Genomic DNA, 25661 nt, shown 5'->3' on the forward strand with positions numbered 1-25661 from the left:
GAAGATGCCTGATGGCGGCATCCAACGGCCGCCGATGGCTCATCCGGAGCCGTCGCGCGAACCGTCGTCAGATCCATCAGGAGGAGAAGGAAGACGCCTCGGGCACGCCACAGCTGTCGTGCTGGCCGCAGGCACCGGCATGGCCGGCGATCTCGGGCTGAAGCGTAATATGGGAAATGCCGAACCGGGTCTCAAGCAGCGATGTAACATCATCCAGCAGCGGCTGCCACTGCGCCATGTCGGTGATGACACAGTGGGCCGACAACGCGACCTCACTGGAGGAAACCGACCAGATATGCAGATCATGTATGGCCACAACGCCGGGGGCATCCGCCAGCGCTGCCTGCACCTGAAGCGCATTGATGCCCTTCGGGACGCCTTCCATCAGTACCCGGGTGACTTCCATCAGCAGCTTCGTGGCCGACACCAGAATCAGGCCACTGACCAGCAGAGACAGCAGCGGATCAATCGGCATCCAGCCGGTCAGCCAGATCACCACGCCGGCCACGATGGCGGCCACTGACCCCAGCAGATCGCCCAGCACATGCAATAGTGCACCACGCACGTTCATGGTCTGCTCGCCACGCATCAGGATATAACCCACCACCAGATTGACGATCAGTCCCAGTACCGCGATGCCCATGACCGTCAGACCACCCACGTCCTGCGGTGACATGAACCGCCCGATGGCACTGATCACTACCGCAATGACCACCGCATACATGAACACCACATTGAACAGCGCCCCCATGACCTCGGCACGCTGCAACCCCCAGGAATGGCGTCTTGATGCCGGCCGGGTCGCCAGCCAGGACGCCAGCGCCCCGACACCAAGCGAGGCTGAATCAGTCAGCATGTGGCCGGCATCCGACAGCAGCGCCAGGGAGTTGGACCAGACCCCGCCAATAACCTCCACCACCGCAAAGGCCGTAGTAAACAACAGTGAAAAAATCAGAACCTTGCCACTGCCATGATGATGGCCACCCAGCCCATGGTGATGGCCATGGTGGTCGTGGTCGTGGTCGTGGTCGTGGTCGTGGTCATGGTCGTGGTCGTGGTCGTGGTCGTGGTCGTGGTCGGCCATATCATCTCCCCGGAATACGGATCGCCAGAAGCGCTGGGGCAAGTCTGGCATATTCAGCCACGGCCTGCGGAGTTATGTGGGGAGATGAGGCCTCGGCGGCCCGCAGTCATGCCTTCACGGGGTCACCTGCCTGACGGGTGGTCGCGACCTGCTGTGCTGCCGCATCCTCATCCATGGAGGACATGTGAAGAATAACGTCTACCACCTCGTCGGCATTGGCACTGATCCTTCCGATGGCCGTACTCGCATCACCTGCCAGCCGCACACCGTTCTCAACCCGATCCAGACACACATGCATGCTGCTGTGCGCGCCTTTCGTCAGGTTCTGCAACAGGCTGATGGTGTCGGCAATATCTTCCGTGGCCTGTGACGTACGCTGCGCCAGCTGCCGTACCTCCTGGGCCACCACGGCAAAGCTGTTGCCCTGCTCGCCGGCGCGGGCCGCCTCGATGGCCGCATTCAACGACAACAGGTTGGTCTGGGTAGCAATGGACTGAATCGTTTCGACAATGGCCGTGATATCCGCCACCTGGGCCTGCAGCTCATCAAGCTGACCGGAGGCACTGGACACCTGGGCGGCAATATGGCGAATTTCCTGCTGCGCGCCATCGATGACCCGCGTGCCATCGTTGACCGACGCCTGGGTATCCGAGGAAATACGGCTGGCCATGCGGATGCTCTCCCCTTCGCGCTGCACCCGCTCGGTGATGTTGGTGGCAAACTTGATGACCTTGTACAGCTGACCATCCACATCAAATACCGGGTTATAGGTGGCCTCAAGCCACAGGGGCTTGCCGCGCTTGTCAAACCGCTGGAACTGGCCTGACATGAACTGCCCCCGGTTCAGATCGCTCCAGAAGGTTTTATACGCAGCGCTGCTGGCATAGGCCCGATCGCAGAACATCCGATGGTGCGCGCCCTTCAGCTCGTCCAACCGGTAGCCGACGGTCTCCAGAAAGTTCTTGTTGGCATTCAGAATGTGGCCGTCCGGGCTGAACTCGATGACTGCCATCGAGCGATCAATCGCCGTCAGCAGGCTGTTCATCTCCTGCTCCTCATGCACCTCGTCGGTAATATCCCGCGCAATCTTCACGACCCGGTAAATACGCCCGCGTCGGTCGGGGATGGGGTTATAGGTGGCTTCCAGCCAGATCGGCTCGCCCTGGCCGTTGACACGGCGGCAACGCCCGCTGAAGCATTCACCATGGCGCAACCGGGCCCAGAACGCGGCGTATTCGTCACTGTGTGCGTAGTCGGGCTCGCACAGCGTGCTGTGGTGTTGTCCTACCAGCGCATCCCGCGTGTATTGGGTCGTTTTCAAAAACGGCTCGTTGGCCCTCAGGATCATGCCCTCGGCATCAAACTCGATGACCGCCATGGAACGATGAATCGCTGTAACAAGCCGTTTGTTGTAACGGGGAAATTTAAGCTGAATCACGAAGAGCGCTCCCGTGGCCGCCGCGCTATCGCGACTCCGCTTTCAGAGGTGATTTATAAAGGCAGCATCGGCCAGCACTGCACGCACTTTATGTCCCACTACCGCACCCTCCGCGCCACTTGATGGCCGGAATCGGTTTTTATTATTAAAAATAATCCTTTATCAGCGTAAATTAATTTCTCTGCATTTCCGGCTCGGCCATAGCCAATGGTTATTTCAGAAATCTGCTTATCTTTGACAGGATGCGCCTCTTTTTGGTGCAAAAAGGCGTAATCATGATCAAACCCTATCTCGGCAAGATGAAAGGGGCACCTGCCAACCGCCCCCCTCCGTCCCTGCGCGACGCATTATGGTCGTGGCTCGGGGCCTTTCTTGGCATCGCCGGCGTAGGCTGGATCAGCGCGCAATCCATCGAGGCCCATGCGCTGCTGATGGTCGGCTCCTTCGGCGCTACCTCGGTGCTTTTGTACGCCGCGCCGGAAAGTCCGCTGGCCCAGCCGCGCAACGTCCTGCTGGGTAACATGCTCTCGGCGTTGTGCGGGATGCTCACCTGGCAACTGCTCGGCGACAACTGGATGGCCGCGGCAGTGGCCGTCTCGACCGCCATTTTGATCATGCAGCTGACCCACTCGCTGCACCCACCGGGCGGTGCCACGGCACTGATTGCCGTGATCGGCTCGGATGAGCTTCACCAGATCGGCTGGAGCTACGCCTTCTTTCCGGTCGGCACAGGCTGCCTGTTGATGCTGCTGATCGCGGTGGTAATCAACAACCTGGCCCGCCACCGCCGCTATCCGGTGCACTGGTTCTAGTCGTCAGCGCACGGGACGGGTTACCGGGATGGCCCATCAAACCACTGCTGTAGATGATCAATCATGCTCCGAAGGCGGGGCGTCATCTGATCCCGGTGGGCATAGACGCAATACAGCCCGAGCACGGTGTGGCCGTAATCCGGCATGACGCGCACCAGTTGTCCGCTCGCCAGCGCATCTTCAAGCAGAAAATCCGGTTGCAGGGTAATCCCCATGCCGGCAATGGCCATGTCTCTCAGCACTTCACCGCTGTTGGCCGTGACGCCGGCCTGTGCCGTGCCGCTGTGGCGATTGCCGTCTCGAATGAAATGCCAGCGCTGGCCGTGGCGCGCATAGCGGTAGTGAAGCCCCTGGTGCCGTGACAGCTCCCAGGGATGCTGCGGCGCGCCATGACGCGCCACGTAGCCCGGCGAGGCGCACAGGGTCAGGCTGATATCCCCGATCCGCCGTGCTATCAGCGTGGAATCCTCCAGTGCGCCAATCCGCAGTGCCATATCGAACCCATCCTCCACCAGGTCCACCTGGTGATCACTGAGCACCAGTTCCAGCACCACCGACGGGAAGCGTTGCCGGTACTCGGCAAGCAATGGCCCCAGATAGCGCGTGCCGAAGGCATGGGGCGCACTGATCCGCAGCCGGCCACCCATCACGGCCCGATCCTCATGCAGCACCCCCTCAAGCGTTGAAAGTTCGCGCAGGATGGTATCGGCGCGCTCAAGCACCTCCCGACCGGCATCGGTCAGACTCAGCCGCCGGGTCGTTCGGTTGATCAGACGTGCGCCGAAGCGCTGTTCCAGAAAGGCGATGTGCTTGCTGACCGAGGAGCGCGACATCGACAGTCGCTCGGCGGCGGCGATGAACGCCCCCTGATACGCCACCTCGGAAAAGACCTTCAAGGCTGCCACGGTGTCCATGATTGTTTCCAAATCGAGGATAGATACTCTCTGATTAGCATGTTTATCCACATGCGAGAAGCAATCACACTATGCGCAGTCACCTCCACCAGAGAAAACATCATGAAGGCGTCATCCGATACGCACGCAATCTCCCCTTCTTCCATGGCCGGGCACGACATCGCGGCACTGCTGCTGCGCCTGGCGCTGGGCATCATGTTTCTGGCCCACGGCCTGACCAAGGTACTGGTCTGGACGCTGCCGGGTACGGGGCAGTTCTTCGCCTCCATCGGCCTGCCGTCCTGGATGGCCTGGCCCATTACCGGCCTTGAGCTGATCGGTGGCGCACTGTTGATTCTGGGCGTTCGTGTACGTTGGGTCGCGCTGATTCTGGCGGCGGAACTCGCCGGTGCCAGCATGCCCCACCTGGCCAACGGCTGGATGTTCACCGCCCCCAACGGCGGCTGGGAATACCCGGTGTTCCTGGCGGCTACCGCGCTGGCCTTGAGCTTTCTTGACGGCGGCAAACTCACCATCGCGCGTCTTGCTGGCCGCCACTAACCCCGGCCTGCCGATCACAGGAGATATGCTCATGGCTCATGCACTGTTTATTTCTCACGGTTCACCGCTCGAAGCGCTCGATCACAGTAAAAGCGCCCTCGCCTGGCAGGCACTGGCGTCACGTCTACCGCGGCCAACACGCATTCTGATCGTCTCGGCTCACTGGACCGCGTCGCCGCTTCGCCTGACCGCCAGCAAGGCACCCGAGACGATCCACGACTTCTACGGCTTTCCCGCGCCGCTGTATGACATTCGCTACCCCGCGCCAGGCGAGCCCGAGCTTGCCCACGATATCGCGGAGCACTTGAACGCCTGCGAATTTGAGGCGCAGGTAGATGCGCGCAGAGGACTGGACCACGGCATGTGGGCACCACTGCGCCATCTGTATCCGGAAGCGGACATTTCAACCGTCGGCCTCTCGATTAATGCCCGTAAACGCCCCGAGTGGCATTACCGGCTCGGCCAACAGCTTGCCGGCGCACTGGATGAAGAGACCCTGCTGATCAGCTCGGGCAGCGTGACGCACAATCTGGCGGACATCCGCGGTAGCGACCCGACCATCGCGGCCTACGTCGAAGCGTTTCAGGACTGGATCAGCAGCCACCTTCAAACCCGCCAGGACGACGAGCTGATGCACTACCGTGACCTCGCCCCGGACGCACAGCGCGCCCACCCGAGCGATGAACATCTGCTGCCACTGTTCGTCACGCTTGGCGCTGCCGACGCAAGCGCGCCGGAGCGCTTCAATCCCGTGGTCGCGGACACGGCGCTGGCAATGGATGCCTACCTGTTCACCCGCACTGCCGGAACGCCCTCCCTGCAACGCAGCGCGTAGCCGCCTCTGGCCGTAAAAAAGCCGGCGGGCCCTGTTCGGGGCCGCCGGCTTCATCGCGTCATGGGCGCGCCTGTTACTGCCTACACCCGGCCCCAGAAGCGCTCGGCGATATCCAGCGTTAAACGAATCTTCTCCCACTGTGCCTGCTCGGCCAGATCATTGCCCTCCTCAGTGGAGGCAAAGCCACACTGGGGGCTCAGGCACAGCTGTTCCTTCGCGACAAATCGAGTAGCCTCTTCAAGCCGTGCCCGTACGGCGCCTTCATCTTCAAGCGCCCCCACCTTGGTAGTGATCAACCCAAGTACCGCCTGCTGATGGCCTTCGGGTATGAAGCGCAGCGGGTCGAAACTCCCGGCACGGTCACTGTCGTACTCCAGAAACCAGGCATCGACGTTTACCCTGCCAAACAGTGTCTCGGCTACCGGCTCGTAGCCGCCCTCGCTGATCCAGGTCGAACGGAAGTTGCCACGGCACACATGCAGGCTGACGTGAAGGTCATCAGGCTTGTCGGCGAGGGCGTGATTTATCACGCTGGCGTAGATCGCCTGCAGGTTGGCAGTATCCAGGCCGCGAGCCTGGGCGGCGGCCAGTTCCTTGTCAGAACACAGATACGCCCACACCGTGTCATCCAGCTGCAAATAGCGGCAACCCGCCTGATAAAAGGCGTGCACCGCGTCACGGTAAGCGTCGGCAAGATCAGCGAAGAACCCCTCCAGCGAAGGATACACACCGCTGTCGATTTTTGCGGCATTGCGAAAATGCAGCACACTCGGGCTGGGGATCGTCATCTTGGGCGTGACCGTGGCCACACTGTTCAGGTAGCGAAAGTGTTCAATCATGGGATGGGAAGAATCAAACCCAACCTTGCCATCAATACGCACCTGTTTGGCCGAGGTCTGAACGCCTTGGAACTGAATGCCCTGCTCGCCCTGATACCCGGTCACACCATCCAGGTGCTCCAGAAAATCGAAGTGCCACCAGGCGCGGCGAAACTCGCCATCCGTGACCACCTTGAGCCCCAGCGCCTCCTGCTGTGCAACCACCTGTCGGATTTCACGGTCTTCCACGGCCTTGAGCGCCGCGGCATCGATAGCGCCCTGCTGAAACGCGGTGCGAGCCTGCTTGAGCGCGGCCGGGCGAAGAAAACTACCGACAATATCGGCGCGAAACGGCGGCTGGTACGACATGAAACCTTCCCCTTGAAAAACGATGCCCGCCGGAGCCGGAACCCGGGCAGGCGGTGTACATGCGATATCACATCAACTCATGATGCCAATGCCAGCCACCGGCTGCCATTGGCGTCTTTTCAAGGAGAACCTGAATGAAATTCATGACATGCACCGGCGTCATCGTAGAGAGTCATCTCATGCCCACAGGGCGGCCACCTGCGCAACTGCCGAGGCTACCAGCATCAACGCCGACGTATAAAAGCAGAGCGTAAACCCGAGCGCACGTGCCGGAGCGCCACGCGCATATCCGGCAAAAAACAGCAGCCGTCCCACGACAAACGCCAGCGCTGCCAGAGGCACCACCGACAGCCACGATGACGGCATGACCGACGCCCACAGGGCATACGCCACGAGTGCCAGCACAGCCTGCTCCAGGGTGTTTTGCAACAGCGCCTGCAACAGCCGGGCGCGCGCCGAGCCCGCACTCAGCCCACTGCCTTCGATATCCCCGGCATGAAAGAACCGGTGCGATGCCAGCCGACCGACCGCCACCATCAGGCACAACGCCGGGGCAGCACTGGCGCCAACCGCCACCGCCAGCCGCGCCGACATCGCCTCGTGGCTCACCAAAGAGAACGGATCTGCCCATGCCCCGATCACCAGCAGCATGACCGCGACCGACATGCCCTGAGCCATGCCATGCAAGACGCCGCGTTGTGTGGTATCAAGCGCCATGCCCCCACCTCCCTCAGCAACAGGTTTGCGAATGCCTCCATTGAAAAATAACAACACAGGGCACGGCAGGCGAGCGGGTGTCAGCACGTATCATGGGCACACCGTGCTGGCACGGATACCCGACACTGGCAGGATAAGCAGCGTGCCACTTCGGTAGGCATAGCGGTGCATGCGGGCCGAGGCGGTCGCATCACGAAATGCCTCATCCCGGGCACGCCCCACGACCCATCCCTCGGGAGAGGCAGACCGGAACCGGCACAGGGCTTCATCACTGGACAGCTCGATCAACGGCGCCTTCAACCGGCCGGCAAACTGAAACGTGGCCTGATAATCGCCCCCAGCAAAGGCCACCGGCACACCGTCTCGTTGAAGTATACCGATCAACTGCCCCGGGCCCGTCACACTATTGCGATGCCACAGCGGTGACAGCACCACCTGTAATACCACGACCAGCGCAAGGGTACTGACAATTGCCAGGGTGCGGGCGGTATCGAACAATGACCGCACCGGCAGCCACCACAGCAGCACCCCAATGCCGAGAAGAAGCACAGCCCCGAACGGCAGAATGAGTGTGGTATCCACGGCTCCAATGCCGAACAGCAATGCCCCCAGCGCCACCGCACCCAGCGCCGCAATCGCCAGGGCAACGGGCCTTTTGGACCCCGCCGCCCGCTCGGGCTGCTGCGCCAGACGATCCATGATCATCAGCGCCACCCCGGGCAGCAGCGGCATGAGGTAATGCACCTGCTTGCCGCTGATCAGCGAGAACACCACCAGCGGAGGCAATACCCAGCACCAGGCCAGGCGCTGACGACGCTGCCGCGGGAGGCCAGGCCGCGCGGACGGCCACAGCGTCCACGGAAACATCAACAGCACAAGCCAGGGCAGGTACCACCACATCGGCCGGGCATGCGCCATCGAGTTGTGCAGACGATCAACGGTCTGCCCCCAGAGCAGCATGCGAGCGAACTCACCCCCACCCAGCCAGGCAGCCACCAGTGCCCACCCCAGCAGCATGACCACTCCCAGACCGAGCGCCCCGAGCACCCGCCGCCACTCGGCACGGGTAAACGGCACCGCCCGCCACCAGGGGCTGCTCAACAGCACCGGTGCCAGCGTGACCAGCGCCACCGGCCCCTTGGCCAGCAGCGCAAGCCCCACCCACAGGCCACACACCATGATGCGGCGGGTATCGAATGCCCCTCGAATAAGTGTCGCGATGGCGCCCAGCAGGCACGCACTCAGCAGCACATCAAACATCAGCGCACCACTGTAGAGCTGCCACAGCAGCATGGTCATCAGCACCAGCGGCGCCAGTCGGGCATGTTCCGGCGCGTAATCAAGCCCCCTGGCGATACGGTAGATCTGAACCAGCCCCACCAGCGAGGCCAGCGGCGAAATCAGCCTGGGCCACCAGTCATTGACCCCGAACACCGCCCAGCCCGCATGTATCAACCAGAACAGCAACGGCGGCTTGTCCGCGTAGGGCGCGCCATTCATGAGCGGCACCCAGAAGTGATGCCCCTGCCACATCTCCCAGGCGACCGAAACATAGCGTGTCTCATCGATGGGCAATAGCGGGCGCATCAGCGCACTGGCGGCCAGCACCAGCCACAGCAGCGAAAGAATCAGCAGGTCGTAGTGCGTACGACGTCGGTGTGAAAGCCGCGTGGGCGGCAAGTGAGGGGGTAGAGCCATGAGGATCTCGGTCAGGAGTGATATCGGGCCCCATCATGGCCTCAGCGGGCTTAAAGCAGTATTACGTTGGGCGCCGTAATAGACGATTGAGAGCACCAGGCATATTTCAGGGAAAATGAAATGGCACGCGGAGCGATATATAAAAAAAGACTTAAGCAAGGTGTCACGTCGATACAATCGACGCCGTTAAACTACCTTCCACCTCTTCAACCATAAGTCGCCTTTATCCATGAAAGACATCTACTCGGACAATGCAGGCTATTACTTTGAGCAATATCAGAAACTTGATTTCAATGATGTTCATGGAAGCTGGCTTAAGCACCTGCCAGAACCGAACGGGCTAGCGCTGGATATCGGCGCAGGCAGCGGTCGCGATGCGGCGGCCCTGGCAAAAAGAGGGTGGGACGTACTGGCGGTAGAACCGGCAGCAGGCCTCAGGGAAAAAGGAGAGGCCTTCACTGCTGGCTTATCAGTGCAGTGGATGGATGACTCCCTTCCCGCACTCAACAAGGTCCGCAAGCTCGGCTTCAAGGTAAGTCTGATTCTGGTGTCAGCGGTGTGGATGTATCTGCCAGAACAGGAGCAGGAGCGTGCCTTTCGCATCCTGACCGAATTGCTGTCACCTGGTGGTCTGCTGGTGATTACCCTGCGGCATGGTCCCAGCTCGGACGAACGCATCTTCTACCCGGTCGACCCTCAACAGATTAAATGCTGGGCGTGTCATCGGTCGCTGACTCACCTGCTTACTGTACAAAACGACGATCTACTACAGCGGCCCCTGGTAAGCTGGGAGACGCTGGCATTTACACTCCCGGATGATGGCACCGGGGCGCTATCGCTCCTGCGTCATGTCATCGTCAATGACAACAAGTCTTCAACCTACAAACTGGGGTTACTGCGTGCGCTGGCATCCATTGCAGAGTACATGCCCGGCATCGTGATGGGCCGCACGGATGAATGGGTAGATATACCGCTCGGCGCGGTAGGCCTTTACTGGATCAAACTCTATAAGCCACTGATTCTCGAACACGATCTGCGGCAGGCACCCGGAAATCGCGGCTACGGATTTAACAAGGACGCATTCAAGGCGCTTTCCGATGTATCAGGTCTTGATATGCGGATAGGCCAGCCACTTGATAATGCGCTGGCGAAAGAGCTGATGAATGCCATTCGTGATGCTGTGAGCACCATCAAGGGTATGCCGGTGAAACACATTTTCTGGCCCGGATCGGGAGGAGAAAGGCCGGTCTTCCATGTTCGCAGAAAAACCGTAACCTTGATGCCGCCCCCCAAACGGCTGGATAAGGAGACCCTCGCCAGGTTCGGTTATTTTCGTGTACCGATGGCACTCTGGAACTGCTTTAGCCAACATAACTGCTGGATAGATCCCGCCATAGTGAACGAATGGGTTCAGCTAATGCGCGGTTATGTTCCTACCCATGATATCGGCCACCTTTATCAAACCCTGTTCCAGCAGGAAGCCAAACGCGATACCAGCCTATTGCGCAAGTGCGTTACTGAAAAACAGCGGGAGAATCATCCTGTCGAATGCGTCTGGACAGGCCGACGCCTTACCAGAAAAAGCACATATTGTATTGATCACTGCCTGCCCTGGGCACGCTGGAGCAATAACGATCTTTGGAACCTGCTACCCACAACGCAACAAGCCAACGCTGACAAGTCGGACAAGCTGCCTTCTCAAGCGCTTATGGAGCAGGCCAGGGAACGCATTATCACGTGGTGGGAAATAGCATTCATGGGCAGCTCACTGGAAAAGCAATTTTACACCGAAGCACGCACCTCGTTACCCATGCTTAAAGGCGACGACACACTGGAAAACGTCTTTGAAGCCCTGATGCTTCAGCGTCTTCGGCTCAAGGCAAACCAGCAGTTGACCGAATGGCAAGGTATGAAAGAGAAAAAGCGGTGATGACTAATGAATGCTTGTCGAAGAAACAGGGGGAGATAAGCGAGGAATATAAAAAGTGGCGCGCCCAGAAGGATTCGAACCTTCGACCCCTGCCTTCGGAGGGCAGTACTCTATCCAGCTGAGCTATGGGCGCGCGATGCTGCCATTGCGGCAGACGGTGGGCATTGTACGCACCCACACCGGGCTTGTCCATCGGGCGATGCTATCGCGACGTTCAGCCCTGCCAGGTGCCTTCCCATGGTGAGGTGGGCTACAGTATCGCCCATGCAGGGCGATAAGCATTGCCGCTTCAGTCGATCATGATAAAGGATATCTGGATGACGTTTTTCCGCAGGTGGTTACCCGCAGTGCTGTTGGTGTGTGCATCCCCCGTGCTGGCCGGTGAGGCTCAGCCGGATGGCGAGGCCATTTATCAGGATAACTGCGCGATGTGCCACAGCCATGGCCGCATGAGCGTGAGCAATACTAGCACCTGGCAGTCACTGATCGACGATCAGGGTGTGGATAAATTATATGCCAATGCCATCCACGGCATTGGCCGGATGCCGGCAAAGGGCGGCCACCCGGACCTTGCCGAGGACGACGTGAAGGCCGCAGTGGATTACATGCTGCAGGAAAGCGGCGCCACCCTGCCTTCGAAGTGATGTGCGCGGCAGGCTGTTGCCTGCCGGTACACTATGCCAGGCTTTACATTTATCCTGCAGGTAGCACGCATGTCTCTCGATACCACCGCCCTCAACCAGGCCATGACCCACTTTGATGAACACGATACCGTGTGGCTGTTCGGGTATGGCTCGCTGATCTACAAGGCCGGCTTTGATTACCTTGAGCGCCGGCCTGCCTTTATCCACGATTATGCCCGCCGCTTCTGGCAGGGGTCTCATGATCACCGGGGCACGCCGGAGGCCCCCGGCCGCGTTGCCACGCTCATCGAAGCACCGGGTCATGTGTGTCACGGCATGGGGTATCTGGTATCACCGGCCGTATTTCAGGCGCTTGATGTACGGGAGAAAAACGGTTACCTGCGCGAGGTCATTCCCCTCCATTTTGACGATGGCAGCACCGCCGAAGGGCTGGTGTATCGCGCCACGGCAGATAACGCTGCCTGGCTTGGCGAGGCGCCGGAGGCAGACATTGCGGCCCATATTGCCGATGCCCAGGGGCCCAGCGGCCCGAACCGGGATTATCTGCTGCATCTGGCCGAGTCCCTGCGCACGCTGGGCGATGATGACGCGCATGTCTTTGCCATCGAGCGCCACCTTCGCCTGCTGCTGGCCGGGGAAGCCAGCCGCTAGTCGGCTTCCTCGCTTTTGCCGCCGGACAGCACATTGGCCGCACAGATGAACGCCAGATGACTCAACCCCTGGGGGAAGTTGCCCAGCGCTGCGCCGGTATCCGGATCAATCATTTCATGCATCAGCCCCAGGTTACCGTCACAGGTTTCCACGGCGGCCTGCATCAGGCGAGTGGCCTGATCACATTGCCCGGTAGCCCCCAGCGCTTCAACCAGCCAGAACGAACAGGCCAGAAATGCGCCTTCTTCCTGCTCGGCCCCGGAGTAGCGATACATCAGCGGGCCCCGTCCCAGTTCTTCCTGAAGGGCCTTGAAGGTGGCCTGCATTCGCTCGGGGCTGACCTGCGTACAGAAGCGATGCGTCAGGCACATCGCGGCGTCCAGCTTATCGGTGCCGGGATAGAAGGTGTAGGCCTGCCGAGTCTCTGACCAGCAGTGGGTATTGATCCAGTCGGCGATGCGGTCACGCTCACGCTGCCAGCGTCCTTGCCAGGTCTGTTCGATATGGCCGGCTTCGGCTAGCCGCACGGCGTGATCAAGTGCCAGCCAGCAGGCCATCTTGGAGTGGGTATAGTGGTGCTGCTCCGGCAGCTCCCAGATGCCACAGTCCACCTGCCGCCAGCGATCGGCACACTGGTTGGCCAGATCACCCAGCAATCGGGCGGTTTCCAGATCAATGACGTGGCCGGCATCAATGAACAGGGAGGCCGTCGCCAGCATGTCACCGTACATGCTGGTCTGAAGCTGGTCCTTGGCATTATTGCCGATGCGTACCGGCTGCGATCCCCGGTAGCCATGCAGGGGCGGGAAAGTTTCCGCCGGCACCAGTTCACCCTGCAGGGTGTAGCAGGCACGCATGTTCGGCCCGTGACGCCGAATGGTGGCCGTCAGCCAGGAAAAGGCCGCCTTGGATTCTTCCAGCGCCCCGGCATGCACGAAGGCCTTGATCACCAGGCAGGCATCACGCACCCAGGCGTAACGGTAGTCATAGTTCTTCTCGCCGCCGATGCCTTCAGGCAGCGATGTGGTAGCGGCGGCGGCAATCGCCCCACTGGGGGAATAAAGCAAAAACTTGAGTGCCAGCGCCGAACGCAGCACCCGCGGCTTGAACTCGCCGTCGTAGTTCAGCTTCTCGGCCCAGTCACGCCAGGCAAAATCACTGACGTCGATGCGCTCATCGATCCTGTCGATCGGCGGAACGGCCAGCGGCTCGCCTTCGGCGGCCAGCAGGGCCACCATGGAACGCGAACCCTTTCGGGTCGTCAGCCGCGCGCTCAGTTCACGGTCGTCGACCAGCAGAACCTTCACATCATCACTATGGCGCATCATGACCATCAGCGGCCCGATGTTATAGACCTTGCCGATGGGGGTATCCTGAAGCCAGGGGCTGACGGTGCCTGCACGGGTGCCGGGCACGAAGTCGATGCGAAAGGTTACTTCACCTTCAAGACCTTCCACCCGCCGGGCCAGCTCGCACCAGGGCAGACGCCCCGCCGTGTTGCTGTTGATGGATTCCGTGATCCGGGCACGGCCCTGGTCGGTAATGAAGCAGGTTTCCAGCACGTTGCTGTTGTCTCGGTAGCGCCGCTCGACCCGGTAGCTGTCGGCCTCGGGCACCAGGGTGAAATGACCGCCATGCCGGGCATCAAGCAGGCGATCAAACAGCGGCGGGCTATCCATATTGGGCGCACACCACCAGTCGATGGCGCCATCCATACCCACCAGGGCAACAGAACGCCCCTCACCAATGGCGGCATAATCTTCAAGGTCGGCGTAGCCTTCATGGCGGCGAGGGGTAAGACAGGTACGGGTCAGCGTCATTCGGTCGTGATCCAATCGTGGGGCAGATTGGCTGAAGCATAGTCGCCACCCTGCCCCTTCGCCCCGTCCTGCATCAATAGATGATGAACAGCACGCAGCCGGCGGTCATCAGCCCCATGACGCCATTGAAAATACGCCATTGCATCGGTGTGGTCAGGTAGCGCGAGATCGCCATGCCGAACCCGGCCCAGAACGAGATGCAGGGAAAGGCCACCAGCTCACCCAGCAGGGCCACGCCGAGGGCATTGGCCCACAGCGGCCCCGTCTGGGGCATGAAGGTGGCGATCATCGCCATGCCCATGACCCATGCCTTCGGATTAACGTACTGAAATACAAAGGCCTCCCAGAACCGCTGGGGTCGCGCCCTGTCCTCATCGTCAAGCGCAGGCGGCGGTGATGTGCCAATCTGAACTGCCAGATAAAGCAGATAGACCGCACCCACCCATTTAAGCCCCGTCTGCAGCCACGCAAACTGCTGAAAAAGTGCTCCTGCGCCAAAGGCCAGCGCCGTAAACAGGGTCATGCAGCCGGCAAGAATGCCCAGAATATGGGGCAGCGTGCGCCGGTAGCCAAAGCGGGCCCCGGAAGCCGTCAGCATCACATTGTTGGGCCCGGGCGTGCCGGACATGGAGACGGAAAACATGACAAACGACAGCAGCCAGGACAGTGATAACCCGCTCACGACACACCTCCCGTCGCTTCCTGCCAGACCAGAGTAATGCGGCGATTGTGCGCCCCCCGATTCTTGATGCTTTTGACCTCGAGCGGGGCGATTTCGCCGGTACTCGCCACGTGAGTGCCCCCACAGGGCTGGCGATCAATCTCGCCGATGCGTACCAGCCGCACCGTGCCACTGTCTGATGGCGGCATCGCGCCCACCGTCTTGACCAGTTGCGGGTTGGCCTCCAGTTCGGCTCGATCAATCCACTCGGTACTCACCGGTAGATCGTCCGCCCGCCAGGCGTTGATCTGCGCCGTAATGGCCGCCTTGTCGAGGGCCTCGCCTGCCACGTCAAAATCAAGCCGGCCCTTGTCCGGCGTCATCTGCCCACCGGTCACCGGGTACGGCACTGCCACCGACAGCAGGTGCAACGCCGTATGCATCTGCATCAACCGATATCGACGCTCCCAGTCAATGTCCAGTGTCACCTCTTCCCCCACCCTCGGGCAGGGGCCATCAATCCGGTGCCAGATCAGGCCGTGCTCGCCCTTCACCGTATCCGTGACGTTGAGCATCCGACCGCTATCTGTCTGCATCGTGCCGGTATCTCCCGGCTGCCCACCACCGCAGGGATAGAATACGGTGCTGTCCACGGCCACGGCGCCCTCGGAAACCGCGCATACGCGCGCTGTGGCCGTGCGTTGAAAGGGGGCATGATCAAACTGACGGACAGTGGCGGACATGACGGCGCTCCTCAATAATTGTAAGGGTACAATTTAGTGAAAATCCCTTTATAACAGGGACAATAATGAGCATACTGGGCATTACTTCAGCGTCAACGGATTTATTGTCACCATGACAATCTGGACCCCGGAACTGTCTTCTCAGGGCCCCCGCTACAAGGCTCTGGCCGATGCCATCGCCGAGGCCATCAGCGAAGGTACCCTGAGCGCCAATACCAGACTGCCCCCGCAACGGCGCCTGGCGGATGCACTCGGCGTCACCGTGGGCACCATCACACGGGCCTACAGCGAGGCAGAGCAGCGTGGGCTGGTGACGGCCCGGGTCGGCAGTGGCACCTATGTTCGCGACAGCACGCCCGCTTTCGGCTTTTCCCATATCGCGCCGCAGGTTCAGCAGGAAGATGACAGCATCGATCTGAGCCTGTCCCTGCCGCCGCCGACCCCGGAGCGGGCCGCCGGGCTGCAGCGGGCCATGAAACAGCTGTCCGGCAGCATGCCTGCCATGGCCGATGCCCTCAGCTATCAGCCCGAAGCCGGCATGGCCTCCAGCCGGCAGACCCTGTCGCACTGGATGGGAACACTCGGGCTGCCGGTGCAGCCGGAGGAATTGCTGATCAATCAGGGGGGAATGCATGGCATCTTCATCACACTGCTGGCCCTGCTTGCCCCCGGGGAGCGTATCGCCAGTGAAGAACTGAGCTACCCCGGATTGATCAGTGCCGTACAGCAGCTGCACCTCAAAACGGTCACCGTCGGCCAGGACAGTGATGGCATCGATGTCACGGGATTAATGCGGCGATATGAGCAACAGCCGTTCAAGGCGCTCTATGTCATGCCCGAGCACCACAACCCCACGACCGTGGCGATGAGCCAGGCCCGACGCGAGGCACTGGTGGCATTTGCTCGGGAAAAGGATATCTGGCTGATCGAGGATGGCGTGCTGTTTGTGCCTGAAGCCGCCCGGCGCGGCACCCCGCTGTACCGGCTCGCCCCGGAGCGCACGATTTATCTGTTCTCACTGGCAAAATTGCTGGGCGGCGGGCTCCGCACGGGGGTGATGCGCGCTCCCGAGGCACTTCATGCCCGACTCAATGCCGCCATACGCGCGCAGAGCTGGATGCCGCCCCCACTGATGGCCAGCCTGGCCTGCGCCTGGATTGAACACGGCGATGCCGACCGCCTGCTGGCCTGGCAGCACGAAGAACTGTGTATCCGTCAGGCCATGGGGCGCGATGCCCTCAGGGGGCATGATGTCCATGGCCATGAGCACGGGTTTTATCTGTGGATCGTGCTGCCGGCAGGGCAGCGGGCCAGCCGGTTGATTGATGAGCTGGCACGCCAGCATGTGTACCTGACGCCGGGCGAGGCCTTCTGTGTCGGCTCAACGGCAGCTCCCCAGGCGGTACGACTGTGCCTGAGCGCTGCGGCCAGCCGGGAACAGCTCGCGCGGGCGCTGGCCATTTTGAAACATGCCCTGGACAACCCCGCCCCGGCGCTGTGGGAAACGGTGTAGCAGGCGCTACAACGCGTCCCCCGGCAGGGATGGCGTGTCCGGCACAGGCCCGGTCGAGGCGCGTACCACCAGCAGGGGGTCTACCGTCTGGCATCGGGGGGGCGTCTGGTCTCCTGCCATGCGTGCCAGCAACAACGCGCTGGCCTGCTGGCCGATCACATCGGTGCGCACGCGCACGCTGGTCAGCGGGGGCGTAGCGTAGGCGGCTACATCCATGTCATCAAAACCAGTCACCGAGATATCCACACCCGGCACAAGGCCACGTCGATAGCAGGCGGCCTGAACACCAAGTGCCACAAGGTCTGAAAAGCAGACAATGGCTGTCGGTGGGTTCGGTGCATCAAGTAGAGGGCCAGCCGCAGCATCCCCGAAGGCCATCGAGGTTGGTCCGTGGTGGATACTCACCGGTGTCAGGCCGGCGATGGCCAGCCCTTCGACAAAAGACCGCTCCCGATCACGGGCTGTCGAGGTTCCCTGCCCGCCCCCCAGCCACGCAATACGCCGGTGCCCGAGTGCCTGCAAGTGTTCCAGCAACAGGCGCACGCCCAGGCCGTCGTCATTGATGACCCGGTCGACCGGTGCGTCATCCACATCACGGGATATCAACACCAGCGGGCAATGACGCAGATAACTGCGCTGAAGCCGAACAAGCTCCTCAGCCATCGTTCCCATTACCGGCACCATGATCATGCCAGCGGCACCATGTTCGGCCATCTGCTTGACCACCTCGGCCTGAAGCGCCAGGGACTCATGGGCATGGCCAAACAGCATCATCCGCCCGGCCTCCCGAAAATGCGCCTCCATGTGCTGCAGAAACTCCGTGACAAAGGGGTTACTCAGCTCATTGAGACAGACCGCTACCGTGGCACTGTCTCCCCGTCGCAGGTTGGCGGCATGCCGGTTATAGACATAGTCGAGCGCATCGGCGGCCTCCTGCACCCTGTCCCGCGTGGCCCTTGAAATGCGCGGATCATCACGCAGGGCAAGCGACACCGTCGAGACAGTGACGCCGATGTGTTCGGCAATGGTTTTAAGTGTCGGTCGAGATTTCATGGGCCCCTCTCGGCATGGTCATGGCGGGCACCCCGGCTACCCGAAAAGGTCTGAACCAGCATCATCCAAAGACCTTTGTCTCATTGGTTCAAACGATTGAACTGTGTAAAAAAGGCAGGTATCCGCACAAGGTAACGCATTTTAACGCTTTTTCCTCTCATCCACTGGAGGGCATCGACCATGCTTCGCACGACATCTGCCACCCTGCTGTTATCGGCTCTGACCCTGTTTGGCACCTCCCTCCAGGCCCAGGCGGCCAATACCGACACAACCTGTGACTGGACGCCTCGGCGCGCTGTTACCTTCATCGTCCCCTGGGGTACCGGAGGCGGTACCGACGCCAATGCCCGTCGGATGGCCAGCCTGCTTGAAGAGGAAATGGGCGTGCCCTTCAACGTGGTCAATCGGACCGGCGGCAACGGCGTTGTTGGCCATACCGTGCTGGCACGCAGCCGCCCCGACGGCTACACCATTGGCGCGGCCACGGTCGAGATCGACACCATGCACTGGGTCGGCCTGACCCCGCTGACCTACAAGGACATCACCCCGATCGCCCTGATTCATCGCAGCTCGGCCGCAGTGCTGGTCAACAGGGAATCGCCCTATGACACGCTGGATGCCCTGCTGGATGAAGCCCGGGCCAATCCCGGCAGCCTGACCGCCTCGGGCACTTCCCAGGGGGGCATCTGGCATCTGGCGCTGGCCGGCATGCTGAAGGCCGAAGGTCTGGCCCCGGACGCCATTCGCTGGATACCAAGCCAGGGGTCGGCTTCGGCTCTGAAGGAACTGATGGCGGGGGGCGTGGATGTTGCCACGCCATCCATGTCGGAAGCCCGCACGCTAGTACAACAGAATGAGATTACGCCGCTGGCCTACATGAGCGACACGCCAGCCCCCGGGCTTGAACAGGTTCCCCTGACGGCCGAGGTGCTCGACAGTGGCTGGACCCTGAGCTCCTTTGTCACCGTCAGTGGCCCGAAAGGGTTGCCGGACAACATTGCCTGCGCCTACGAACAGGCAGTAGACAAGGCAGTTCACAGCCAGGCGTGGGCGGATTTCAAGCAAAGTCAGGGCACCCCGGTCGTGTTTGAAAACCGCCAGCAGACTGCCAAAACGCTTGCCGAAGAAGATCAGAAACTGGGCGACACCATCAAAGCGATCGGACTGGCCAAATGAGCACGATGAGCGCCCGCAATGACCTGATGTCCGGGCTGATGCTGGCAGGGCTGGGTGCTCTGGTGTTTGCCCGGGCCACCACGTTCCCTGCCTTGGCAGGCATGGCGTACGGACCCGGGCTGTTTCCTTCGATTGCCGCCGTCGGACTGATGATCTGCGGGGCGTTGCTGACCATCACCGGCGTGCGAAAGCGATCGGTACGAGTGACACGCAAGCCGTTAGACCGCCGAGCATCAGGGCGCATTGCCCTGTTGCTGCTGACGGTACTGGGGTATGGGCTGTTGCTCGAACCACTGGGCTTTCATCCTGCTTCCATTCTGGCAGTTACTTCCGCCGCCTGTATTTTCGGCCTGCCCCTGCTTCGAGCCCTGCTGCTGGCGGTTTTGCTTACCGTACTGGTTCACGCCGTATTCTATTCGCTGATGCACGTTCCACTGCCCTGGGGCGTGCTGACACCCATCGCCTGGTGACTGCCATGATGACGGATCTTGTGTGGGTCTTTACCAATCCGTGGATTCTGCTGGTGGTGGCCGCCTGCACGTTCTATGGCACCTTCATCGGTGCCATGCCGGGGCTTACCGCCACCATGGCGGTGGCGCTGCTGGTGCCGTTTACCTACTTCATGGACCCCATGGTCGCCATCAGCGCCATCGTGGCTACCACCACGACTGCGATCTTTGCCGGCGATATTCCCGGGGCCTTGATGCGCATGCCCGGCACGCCGGCCTCGGCGGCATATGTCGATGACGCTCACCAGCGAGCCAGGCAGGGCAAGGCACGCTCGACCCTGATTGTGTCTCTGCTGGGGGCCGCCTTCGGGGGATTGGCGGGGGTAACCATACTGGCGATCATGGCACCGCAGCTCGCCCGCTTTGCCATCCGGTTCTCAAGCTTTGAAACCTTCTGGCTGGCAGTGCTCGGGCTCACATGTGCCCTGTTGACGAGCAATGGCAGTGTCGTGAAGTGCTTCGCCAGCCTGTTTATCGGCCTGCTCATCGCCTCGATCGGCATTGATGTGGCGGTCGGCTATCCCCGCTTTACCTTCGGCAACTACGAATTGTTTGACGGAGTGAGTTTCATCCCGGCCATCATCGGGCTTTTCGCCCTCAGTGAACTGCTGCGAAGCGTAGGCGCGCCAAAGGGAGAGCTGACGATGCCGTCCATCAGGGAACCCATGGGCGCCGCGCTGGCCAGTGCGGCACGCACGCTCTGGCGCTTTCGGCTCAACATGGTGCGCTCCAGCACGCTGGGGACGCTGATCGGCGCCCTGCCCGGCGCCGGCGCTGATATCGCGGCCTGGGTCTGTTACGCGATTTCCAAGCGCTGCTCCAGTACCCCGGAGGCCTATGGCCATGGAGAAATAGAAGGCATTGTCGATGGGGGCAGCGCCAACAACGCCGCCATCGGCGGAGCCTGGACACCAGCACTGGTGTTCGGCATCCCGGGCGACAGCGTGACCGCCATTGCCATTGGCGTATTGCTGCTCAACGGCATGACCCCGGGGCCGCACATCTTCACTGACTCGCCGCTGATCGTGCATACGCTTTATGGCGCCTTTGCCCTCAGCAACCTGATGATGATTCCGGTCGGGCTGATCGCCATCGCCCTGTCAAGCCTGGTACTGCGGATTCCACGACGGGTATTGATGCCGGTGGTACTGCTGTTTTCGCTGGTCGGCGCATGGGCCATTACCGGGTCCACCATGGCCATCTGGATCGTGCTGGCACTGGGCATTGTGGGCTATCTGATGGAAGACAATGGCTTTCCGCTTGCCCCGGCCATCCTGGGCATCGTACTGGGCGGCATTGTTGAACAGAACTTCATGACCTCAATGATGAAGGCTCAGGGCAACCTGCTGGCCTTTTTTGACCGCCCCTGGGCGGCCACCCTGGGCGGACTGACGCTGCTGCTCTGGGTATTACTCCTGGTACGCGCGATATATCCGCGTCCTCCCTCAACACCTAACGCAACTCGGGACCACTAGCATGCCTCATATCAATCGTACTCGAACGGCCCTGATGGCCGGCCGGACCGTCAGCGCACTATGGCTTGAAAGTGCCTGCCCGGAACTGGCCGAAGTCGCGGTGCATGCCGGTTGGAAAACCATCCTGATCGACAACGAACACGGTGTCTCCAGCCTTGAACATACCGCGCATCTGGTGCGGGCAGTGGAAGCCGCAGGGGGTGATGTCGTTTTAAGAATCCCCGCCAATGACCCGACCTACCTGAAAAGAATACTGGACATGGGGGTTCGTTCGATCATGGCACCCATGATCAGCTCGGTCGCGGAGGCGGAAGCCCTGGTGCGTGCCTGTCGTTATCCGCCTCAGGGCGAACGCGGCTACGCCGCTCCCATTGTCAGGGCCTCGCGCTTCGGTGCCGATGCAGATTACGCCCGGCATGCCAACGAACAGCTGCTGCTGATCGCCCAGATCGAGCATGTCGATGCCCTCTCCGATGTAGAGGCCATTGCCGGGGTGGAAGGGCTGGATATGCTGTTTATCGGTCCGAATGACCTGGCGGCGTCCATGGGGTATCTGGAACAGCTGGAGCATCCGGAGGTCCGGGCACAGATCGAATCCCTGGAGCAGCGGATCACCGCCGCCGGCACCCTGCTGGGGACGATTACCGCGCCTGCCCGCGGGGTGGCCGAGCTGGCTGAGGCAGGCTATCAATTCGTGGCCGGGCCCAACGACATTGCCCTGATGGCCCAGGGGCTGAGGGAGCAGGCGGCCCAGTGGCGCACGCTGACCCGTGATTTCGACCTCAGCTGACGCCCCGATGGGGCGGAAATATCCGCCCCGTCCCGGGTATCACGCCTTCTTGACGAACTCGGACTTCAGCTTCATCGGACCAATGCCATCAATCTTGCAGTCGATGTCGTGATCACCGCCAACCAGCCGAATATTCTTGACCCGGGTGCCCACCTTCACGACCTGGCTGGTGCCCTTGATCTTGAGATCCTTGATGACCGTAATGGTATCGCCGTCGGCCAGGGGGGATCCGTGGGCATCCTTGATGACCAGAGTATCCTCGTCATCGGTGGCCGCCTCATTCGGATTCCACTCATGAGCACATTCGGGGCAGATCAGAAGCGCGCCATCCTGATAGACGTACTCACCGTTGCATGCAGGGCAGTTGGGCAGGGACATGAATGTTGTTCTCCAGTCGGGATGTCGGCACGAAAGAAACACAGGGCCCGAAAACCGGGTTGCGCGGCCGCGAAAGCCGCGCAGTGTACCGCACTCCCACCGAAGACGTAACGCTGCTCCGTGACGGATATTCACTCAGAGGAGGCATTTCTGATGGTCCGTATCAGCCCGGGAGAGCCGTTATTCCTCTGAAACCACGGTCCCGGCCAGGTCACCAACCATGGTTTCCTGCGGCTGGTAATGGATCACGGAGCGGATTGCCTCGCCTTTATGTAAAAGATCAAACGCCGTGTTGAGCTGGTCATGCTTCATATTGTGAGTAATGTACGGGTCGACATCGAACCGACCGGACAACCATTCATCGACCATGCCAGGCAGTTCAGAGCGACCAAGCACCCCGCCGAATGCAGACCCCTTCCAGACACGCCCGGTGACCAGCTGGAAGGGGCGAGTGGAGATCTCCTCCCCGGCCCCGGCCACGCCGATGATGATGCTTTCACCCCAGCCCTTGTGACAGCATTCAAGCGCAGCCCGCATGAGACGCACATTACCGACGGCTTCAAACGAGAAGTCCACCCCGCCGTTGGTCATGTCGATGATGACCTCATGCAGCGGCTCGGGGTAGTCATCCGGGTTGATGCATTCGGTAGCCCCCAGCGATTCGGCCAGTGCGAACTTGGCCGGATTGATGTCCACGCCAATGATGCGACCGGCCCCCTGCAACCGGGCCCCCTGAATGACCGCCATGCCCACGGCACCCAGCCCGAATACCGCGACCGTATCCCCCGGTTGAACCCTGGCCGTGTTGCGTACGGCCCCCATACCGGTAGGCACGGCACAGCCCATCACGCTCGCCTTGGCCAGTGGTGCATCGCGGCTGATTCTAGCCACCGCGATCTCGGGCAGCACCGTGTACTCGCTGAACGTGCTGGTCCCCATGTAATGGCGCAGCATCCGGCCCTTGAAGGAAAAGCGGCTGGTGCCGTCAGGCATCAACCCCAGGCCCTGGGTCTTGCGAATGGTCTGGCACAGGTTGGTCTTGCCGGACTTGATATAGGGACAGTCAGGATCTTCCGGCGTATACAGCGGAATGATGTGATCTCCTGCCTGCACCGAGGTCACCCCCTTGCCGACTTCCTCGACAATGCCCACGCCCTCATGCCCCAGCACGCAGGGAAACAGGCCTTCAGGGTCCTTGCCCGACAGAGTGAACATATCAGTGTGGCACAGGCTGGTTGTCACGATTCGAACCAGTACCTCGCCCGCTTTCGGGCCTTCAAGATCAACCTCCTCGAACTCGAGTGGCTGGTTGGGCGCCCAGGCAATCGCGGCACGTGTTTTCATGGGACCTCTCACTGGCACAGGTTGGATGTAGTAAATCACTCCTCGTGTAAAATGTTATAACATAACAATATTAGCCACAAGGAATACGACATCTCCAGCCTGTAATCATCTCGATGCCGACTCGACGCGGGCACGGATAACTCCTGTTGAGGGTCATACAGATCAGTGAACGGCATGGCCCGGGCCCCGGCCTGACAAGCAACGCGCTCATCAGGCCGGGGTCTGCAATCACGAACCATCAGCGATGCTTTCGCAACGCACGCTTACTGGCAGGCGTTGATCGGGGGAACACGCCCGGCCCAGGGCCGCGCCTCTTCCAGCTGCGCCGCCAGGGAAAACAGCCGTGTTTCCTCCCCGAATCGTCCGCCAAAGTGGCTGCCAAGCGGCAGGCCATCAGGCGTCCAGAACAGCGGGACCGACATGGCCGGCTGGCCCGTAGCGTTGGCCAGCGCCGTAAACGGGCTATAGCTGTGAAAGGCGTGGATGATGTCATCCAGACTCAGACGCTCATCAAAGGCATCCAGCGTCCCGATTTTCGGGGGCTGACGGCTCAGCGTGGGCGACAGGATAACGTCAATATCGGTCATCGCCGTGGCCATGGCGCGCCCAAGGGCATGAATGTAACTCACCGCCGAGATATAACGGGGCGCACTGATACTGCCCCGCTCACGCAGGATGACGCGGGTACGTGGCTCCAGTTCGTCCATGGCCACGGCCCTGCCACGCTGCTCACCCACCATATCAAGGTATTGCCGCGTGTTCGGGCCAATGATATCGAAGCAGCGATCATAGAACTCATCCCAGTTGAGCGGCAGCGTGACCCGCTCGGCACGGTGGCCCAGGGCTTCACACAGGGCAATGGTCTGCTCTTCCACGTCCTTCGCTTCAGGGGACAGCTCACGGCCCTCGATTACACCGATACGCAGCGCTTCCGGCCTGCGCCCGGCCGAGGCCAGATACGTGGTATCCGGGCGAGGCGCTGCGTACGGTGCCCCCGTATCCATGCCGGCGGAGGCATCCAGCAGGGCCGCACTGTCACGGACCGAACGGGTAATCACATGTGAGGTACTCATGCCGGCCCAGCCTTCACCGGTCATCGGGCCGGAGGGCATGACCCCCCGACTGGGCTTGAAGCCGAACACGCCACAGCAGGACGCCGGCACACGCAGAGACCCGCCGCCATCATTGCCATGCGCAAAGGGCACTACCCGGGCCGCCACCAGGGCGGCCGCGCCGCCACTTGAGCCCCCGGCACTGTGGTCGGTATTCCAGGGGTTGCGCGTCGCACCAAGGCGCGTTGATTCGGTCGTATACGAAGTGCCGAATTCCGGGGCCGTAGTGGTGCCAACCAGCACCACACCGGCACGCCTGAGCCGGCTGACGACTTCATCATCGAAGGGCACCCGCATATCGCCTGCACTGATCGATCCATTGGTCATCAGGGCACCCTTGACCGGCGAGAAGAGATCCTTGATCAACGTGGGAACGCCCGCAAAGGGCATCTTCGCGGTAAAGGGGTGTTCAAGCGACGCTCGGGCATCGTCATACAGATGATCCACTACCGCATTGATCGCAGGATCAACGGCTTCGATGCGCGTAATGACGGCATCAAGCAGATCGCGGGGAGCCACGTCACCTCGTGCTACCTGTTCACCGATCGCCAGCCCATCGCTGGTATCCAGCAGGTGATGAATATCGTCGCTCATAGTGCTACTCCTGAAAATGAAAGACGGGAGCCGGATCACGGTT

At 61.1% G+C, this 25661-nt stretch carries 24 protein-coding genes, 1 tRNA gene and 1 pseudogene; 12 read left to right on the forward strand and 14 right to left on the reverse strand.

What is annotated here, in order from left to right; translation table 11 throughout:
• Positions 1–76: 76 nt before the first annotated feature.
• Both OQ287_RS13675 and OQ287_RS15300 read right to left on the reverse strand, forming a co-directional pair.
• Positions 77–1084: a cation diffusion facilitator family transporter gene (locus tag OQ287_RS13675; protein ID WP_265896808.1), complete on the reverse strand. Its 1008-nt coding sequence runs from the start codon at positions 1082–1084 to the stop codon at positions 77–79.
• Positions 1085–1190: 106 nt separating this feature from the next.
• A complete protein-coding gene (locus OQ287_RS15300; protein ID WP_322974131.1) occupies positions 1191–2522 on the reverse strand; it encodes a methyl-accepting chemotaxis protein in 1332 nt (443 codons plus the stop codon).
• 275 nt (positions 2523–2797) lie between these two features.
• On the opposite strand from OQ287_RS15300, the gene OQ287_RS13690 reads away from it, so the two are divergent.
• Positions 2798–3334, forward strand: a complete 537-nt coding sequence (locus OQ287_RS13690) for an HPP family protein (protein ID WP_265896809.1) — start codon at positions 2798–2800, stop codon at positions 3332–3334.
• Positions 3335–3354: 20 nt separating this feature from the next.
• On the opposite strand, the gene OQ287_RS13695 is transcribed toward OQ287_RS13690, so the two are convergent.
• Positions 3355–4248 (reverse strand): LysR family transcriptional regulator, encoded by an 894-nt coding sequence (locus tag OQ287_RS13695; RefSeq protein ID WP_265896810.1) that lies wholly within the window; start codon positions 4246–4248, stop codon positions 3355–3357.
• 102 nt (positions 4249–4350) lie between these two features.
• Here OQ287_RS13695 and OQ287_RS13700 point away from each other — a divergent pair, with 102 nt between their 5' ends.
• Together OQ287_RS13700 and OQ287_RS13705 are read left to right on the forward strand one after the other, a co-directional pair.
• The gene (locus OQ287_RS13700) at positions 4351–4788 is read left to right on the forward strand and encodes a DoxX family protein (RefSeq protein WP_265896811.1); all 438 of its coding nucleotides are present in this window, start codon (positions 4351–4353) and stop codon (positions 4786–4788) included.
• Between the two features lie 31 nt (positions 4789–4819).
• On the forward strand, positions 4820–5623 hold the full coding sequence (locus OQ287_RS13705; protein ID WP_265896812.1) for a DODA-type extradiol aromatic ring-opening family dioxygenase: 804 nt from the start codon (positions 4820–4822) through the stop codon (positions 5621–5623).
• Between the two features lie 80 nt (positions 5624–5703).
• On the opposite strand, the gene OQ287_RS13710 is transcribed toward OQ287_RS13705, so the two are convergent.
• The 3 genes from OQ287_RS13710 to OQ287_RS13720 form a co-directional block, all read right to left on the reverse strand.
• Positions 5704–6810, reverse strand: coding sequence for a cobalamin-independent methionine synthase II family protein (locus OQ287_RS13710; RefSeq protein ID WP_265896813.1), 1107 nt, complete (start codon positions 6808–6810; stop codon positions 5704–5706).
• 177 nt (positions 6811–6987) lie between these two features.
• Entirely contained in the window at positions 6988–7527 is a 540-nt protein-coding gene (locus tag OQ287_RS13715; RefSeq protein WP_265896814.1) for an MAPEG family protein, read from the reverse strand.
• A gap of 90 nt (positions 7528–7617) precedes the next feature.
• A complete protein-coding gene (locus OQ287_RS13720) occupies positions 7618–9225 on the reverse strand; it encodes an ArnT family glycosyltransferase (protein ID WP_265896815.1) in 1608 nt (535 codons plus the stop codon).
• 229 nt (positions 9226–9454) lie between these two features.
• Between OQ287_RS13720 and OQ287_RS13725 the strand changes: the two genes are divergently transcribed.
• Complete coding sequence (locus OQ287_RS13725) at positions 9455–11155, forward strand: methyltransferase domain-containing protein (protein ID WP_265896816.1); 1701 nt, start codon at positions 9455–9457, stop codon at positions 11153–11155.
• A gap of 56 nt (positions 11156–11211) precedes the next feature.
• On the opposite strand, the gene OQ287_RS13730 is transcribed toward OQ287_RS13725, so the two are convergent.
• Positions 11212–11288: transfer RNA gene (locus OQ287_RS13730), tRNA-Arg, on the reverse strand.
• Between the two features lie 184 nt (positions 11289–11472).
• Between OQ287_RS13730 and OQ287_RS13735 the strand changes: the two genes are divergently transcribed.
• Positions 11473–11799, forward strand: coding sequence for a c-type cytochrome (locus OQ287_RS13735; protein ID WP_265896817.1), 327 nt, complete (start codon positions 11473–11475; stop codon positions 11797–11799).
• A gap of 69 nt (positions 11800–11868) precedes the next feature.
• The gene (locus OQ287_RS13740) at positions 11869–12450 is read left to right on the forward strand and encodes a gamma-glutamylcyclotransferase (RefSeq protein WP_265896818.1); all 582 of its coding nucleotides are present in this window, start codon (positions 11869–11871) and stop codon (positions 12448–12450) included.
• On the opposite strand, the gene OQ287_RS13745 is transcribed toward OQ287_RS13740, so the two are convergent.
• The 3 genes from OQ287_RS13745 to OQ287_RS13755 all read right to left on the reverse strand — a co-directional run bounded on the left by OQ287_RS13745 (position 12447) and on the right by OQ287_RS13755 (position 15674).
• Positions 12447–14270 carry a glycoside hydrolase family 15 protein gene (locus OQ287_RS13745; protein ID WP_265896819.1) on the reverse strand — a complete coding sequence of 608 codons (1824 nt, stop codon included), beginning with the start codon at positions 14268–14270 and terminating at the stop codon, positions 12447–12449. The genes OQ287_RS13740 and OQ287_RS13745 overlap by 4 nt on opposite strands.
• 73 nt (positions 14271–14343) lie before the next feature.
• Complete coding sequence (locus OQ287_RS13750; protein ID WP_322974132.1) at positions 14344–14952, reverse strand: LysE family translocator; 609 nt, start codon at positions 14950–14952, stop codon at positions 14344–14346.
• Entirely contained in the window at positions 14949–15674 is a 726-nt protein-coding gene (locus OQ287_RS13755; RefSeq protein WP_250938305.1) for an alanyl-tRNA editing protein, read from the reverse strand. The genes OQ287_RS13750 and OQ287_RS13755 overlap by 4 nt, the downstream gene beginning before the upstream one ends.
• Positions 15675–15786: 112 nt before the next feature.
• Between OQ287_RS13755 and OQ287_RS15365 the strand changes: the two are divergent.
• Both OQ287_RS15365 and OQ287_RS13760 read left to right on the forward strand, forming a co-directional pair.
• Positions 15787–16005: pseudogene (locus OQ287_RS15365) on the forward strand (GntR family transcriptional regulator); the annotation flags it as partial.
• A gap of 162 nt (positions 16006–16167) precedes the next feature.
• The gene (locus OQ287_RS13760) at positions 16168–17187 is read left to right on the forward strand and encodes an aminotransferase-like domain-containing protein (RefSeq protein ID WP_407658265.1); all 1020 of its coding nucleotides are present in this window, start codon (positions 16168–16170) and stop codon (positions 17185–17187) included.
• A 6-nt stretch (positions 17188–17193) separates the two neighbouring features.
• Here the strand turns inward: OQ287_RS13760 and OQ287_RS13765 are convergent, their stop codons facing one another.
• On the reverse strand, positions 17194–18240 hold the full coding sequence (locus OQ287_RS13765) for a LacI family DNA-binding transcriptional regulator (protein ID WP_265896821.1): 1047 nt from the start codon (positions 18238–18240) through the stop codon (positions 17194–17196).
• 180 nt (positions 18241–18420) lie between these two features.
• On the opposite strand from OQ287_RS13765, the gene OQ287_RS13770 reads away from it, so the two are divergent.
• From OQ287_RS13770 to OQ287_RS13785, 4 genes are read left to right on the forward strand one after another with little or no spacing between them, the layout of a single operon-like run.
• On the forward strand, positions 18421–19416 hold the full coding sequence (locus OQ287_RS13770; RefSeq protein ID WP_265896822.1) for a tripartite tricarboxylate transporter substrate binding protein: 996 nt from the start codon (positions 18421–18423) through the stop codon (positions 19414–19416).
• A 5-nt stretch (positions 19417–19421) separates the two neighbouring features.
• Entirely contained in the window at positions 19422–19886 is a 465-nt protein-coding gene (locus OQ287_RS13775) for a tripartite tricarboxylate transporter TctB family protein (protein WP_265896824.1), read from the forward strand.
• 5 nt (positions 19887–19891) lie between these two features.
• Positions 19892–21400: a tripartite tricarboxylate transporter permease gene (locus OQ287_RS13780; RefSeq protein WP_265896825.1), complete on the forward strand. Its 1509-nt coding sequence runs from the start codon at positions 19892–19894 to the stop codon at positions 21398–21400.
• 1 nt (position 21401) lies between these two features.
• Positions 21402–22190, forward strand: a complete 789-nt coding sequence (locus OQ287_RS13785; RefSeq protein ID WP_250938299.1) for an HpcH/HpaI aldolase family protein — start codon at positions 21402–21404, stop codon at positions 22188–22190.
• A 39-nt stretch (positions 22191–22229) separates the two neighbouring features.
• Here OQ287_RS13785 and OQ287_RS13790 read toward each other — a convergent pair whose 3' ends face one another.
• The 3 genes from OQ287_RS13790 to OQ287_RS13800 form a co-directional block, all read right to left on the reverse strand.
• Positions 22230–22568, reverse strand: coding sequence for a zinc ribbon domain-containing protein YjdM (locus OQ287_RS13790; protein WP_250938298.1), 339 nt, complete (start codon positions 22566–22568; stop codon positions 22230–22232).
• A 180-nt stretch (positions 22569–22748) separates the two neighbouring features.
• Entirely contained in the window at positions 22749–23912 is a 1164-nt protein-coding gene (locus OQ287_RS13795) for an S-(hydroxymethyl)glutathione dehydrogenase/class III alcohol dehydrogenase (protein ID WP_265896826.1), read from the reverse strand.
• A gap of 263 nt (positions 23913–24175) precedes the next feature.
• Complete coding sequence (locus OQ287_RS13800; RefSeq protein ID WP_265896827.1) at positions 24176–25618, reverse strand: amidase; 1443 nt, start codon at positions 25616–25618, stop codon at positions 24176–24178.
• Positions 25619–25661 lie beyond the last annotated feature (43 nt).

The sequence above is a fragment of the Larsenimonas rhizosphaerae genome, from assembly GCF_026240105.1.
GTDB lineage: Bacteria > Pseudomonadota > Gammaproteobacteria > Pseudomonadales > Halomonadaceae > Larsenimonas > Larsenimonas rhizosphaerae.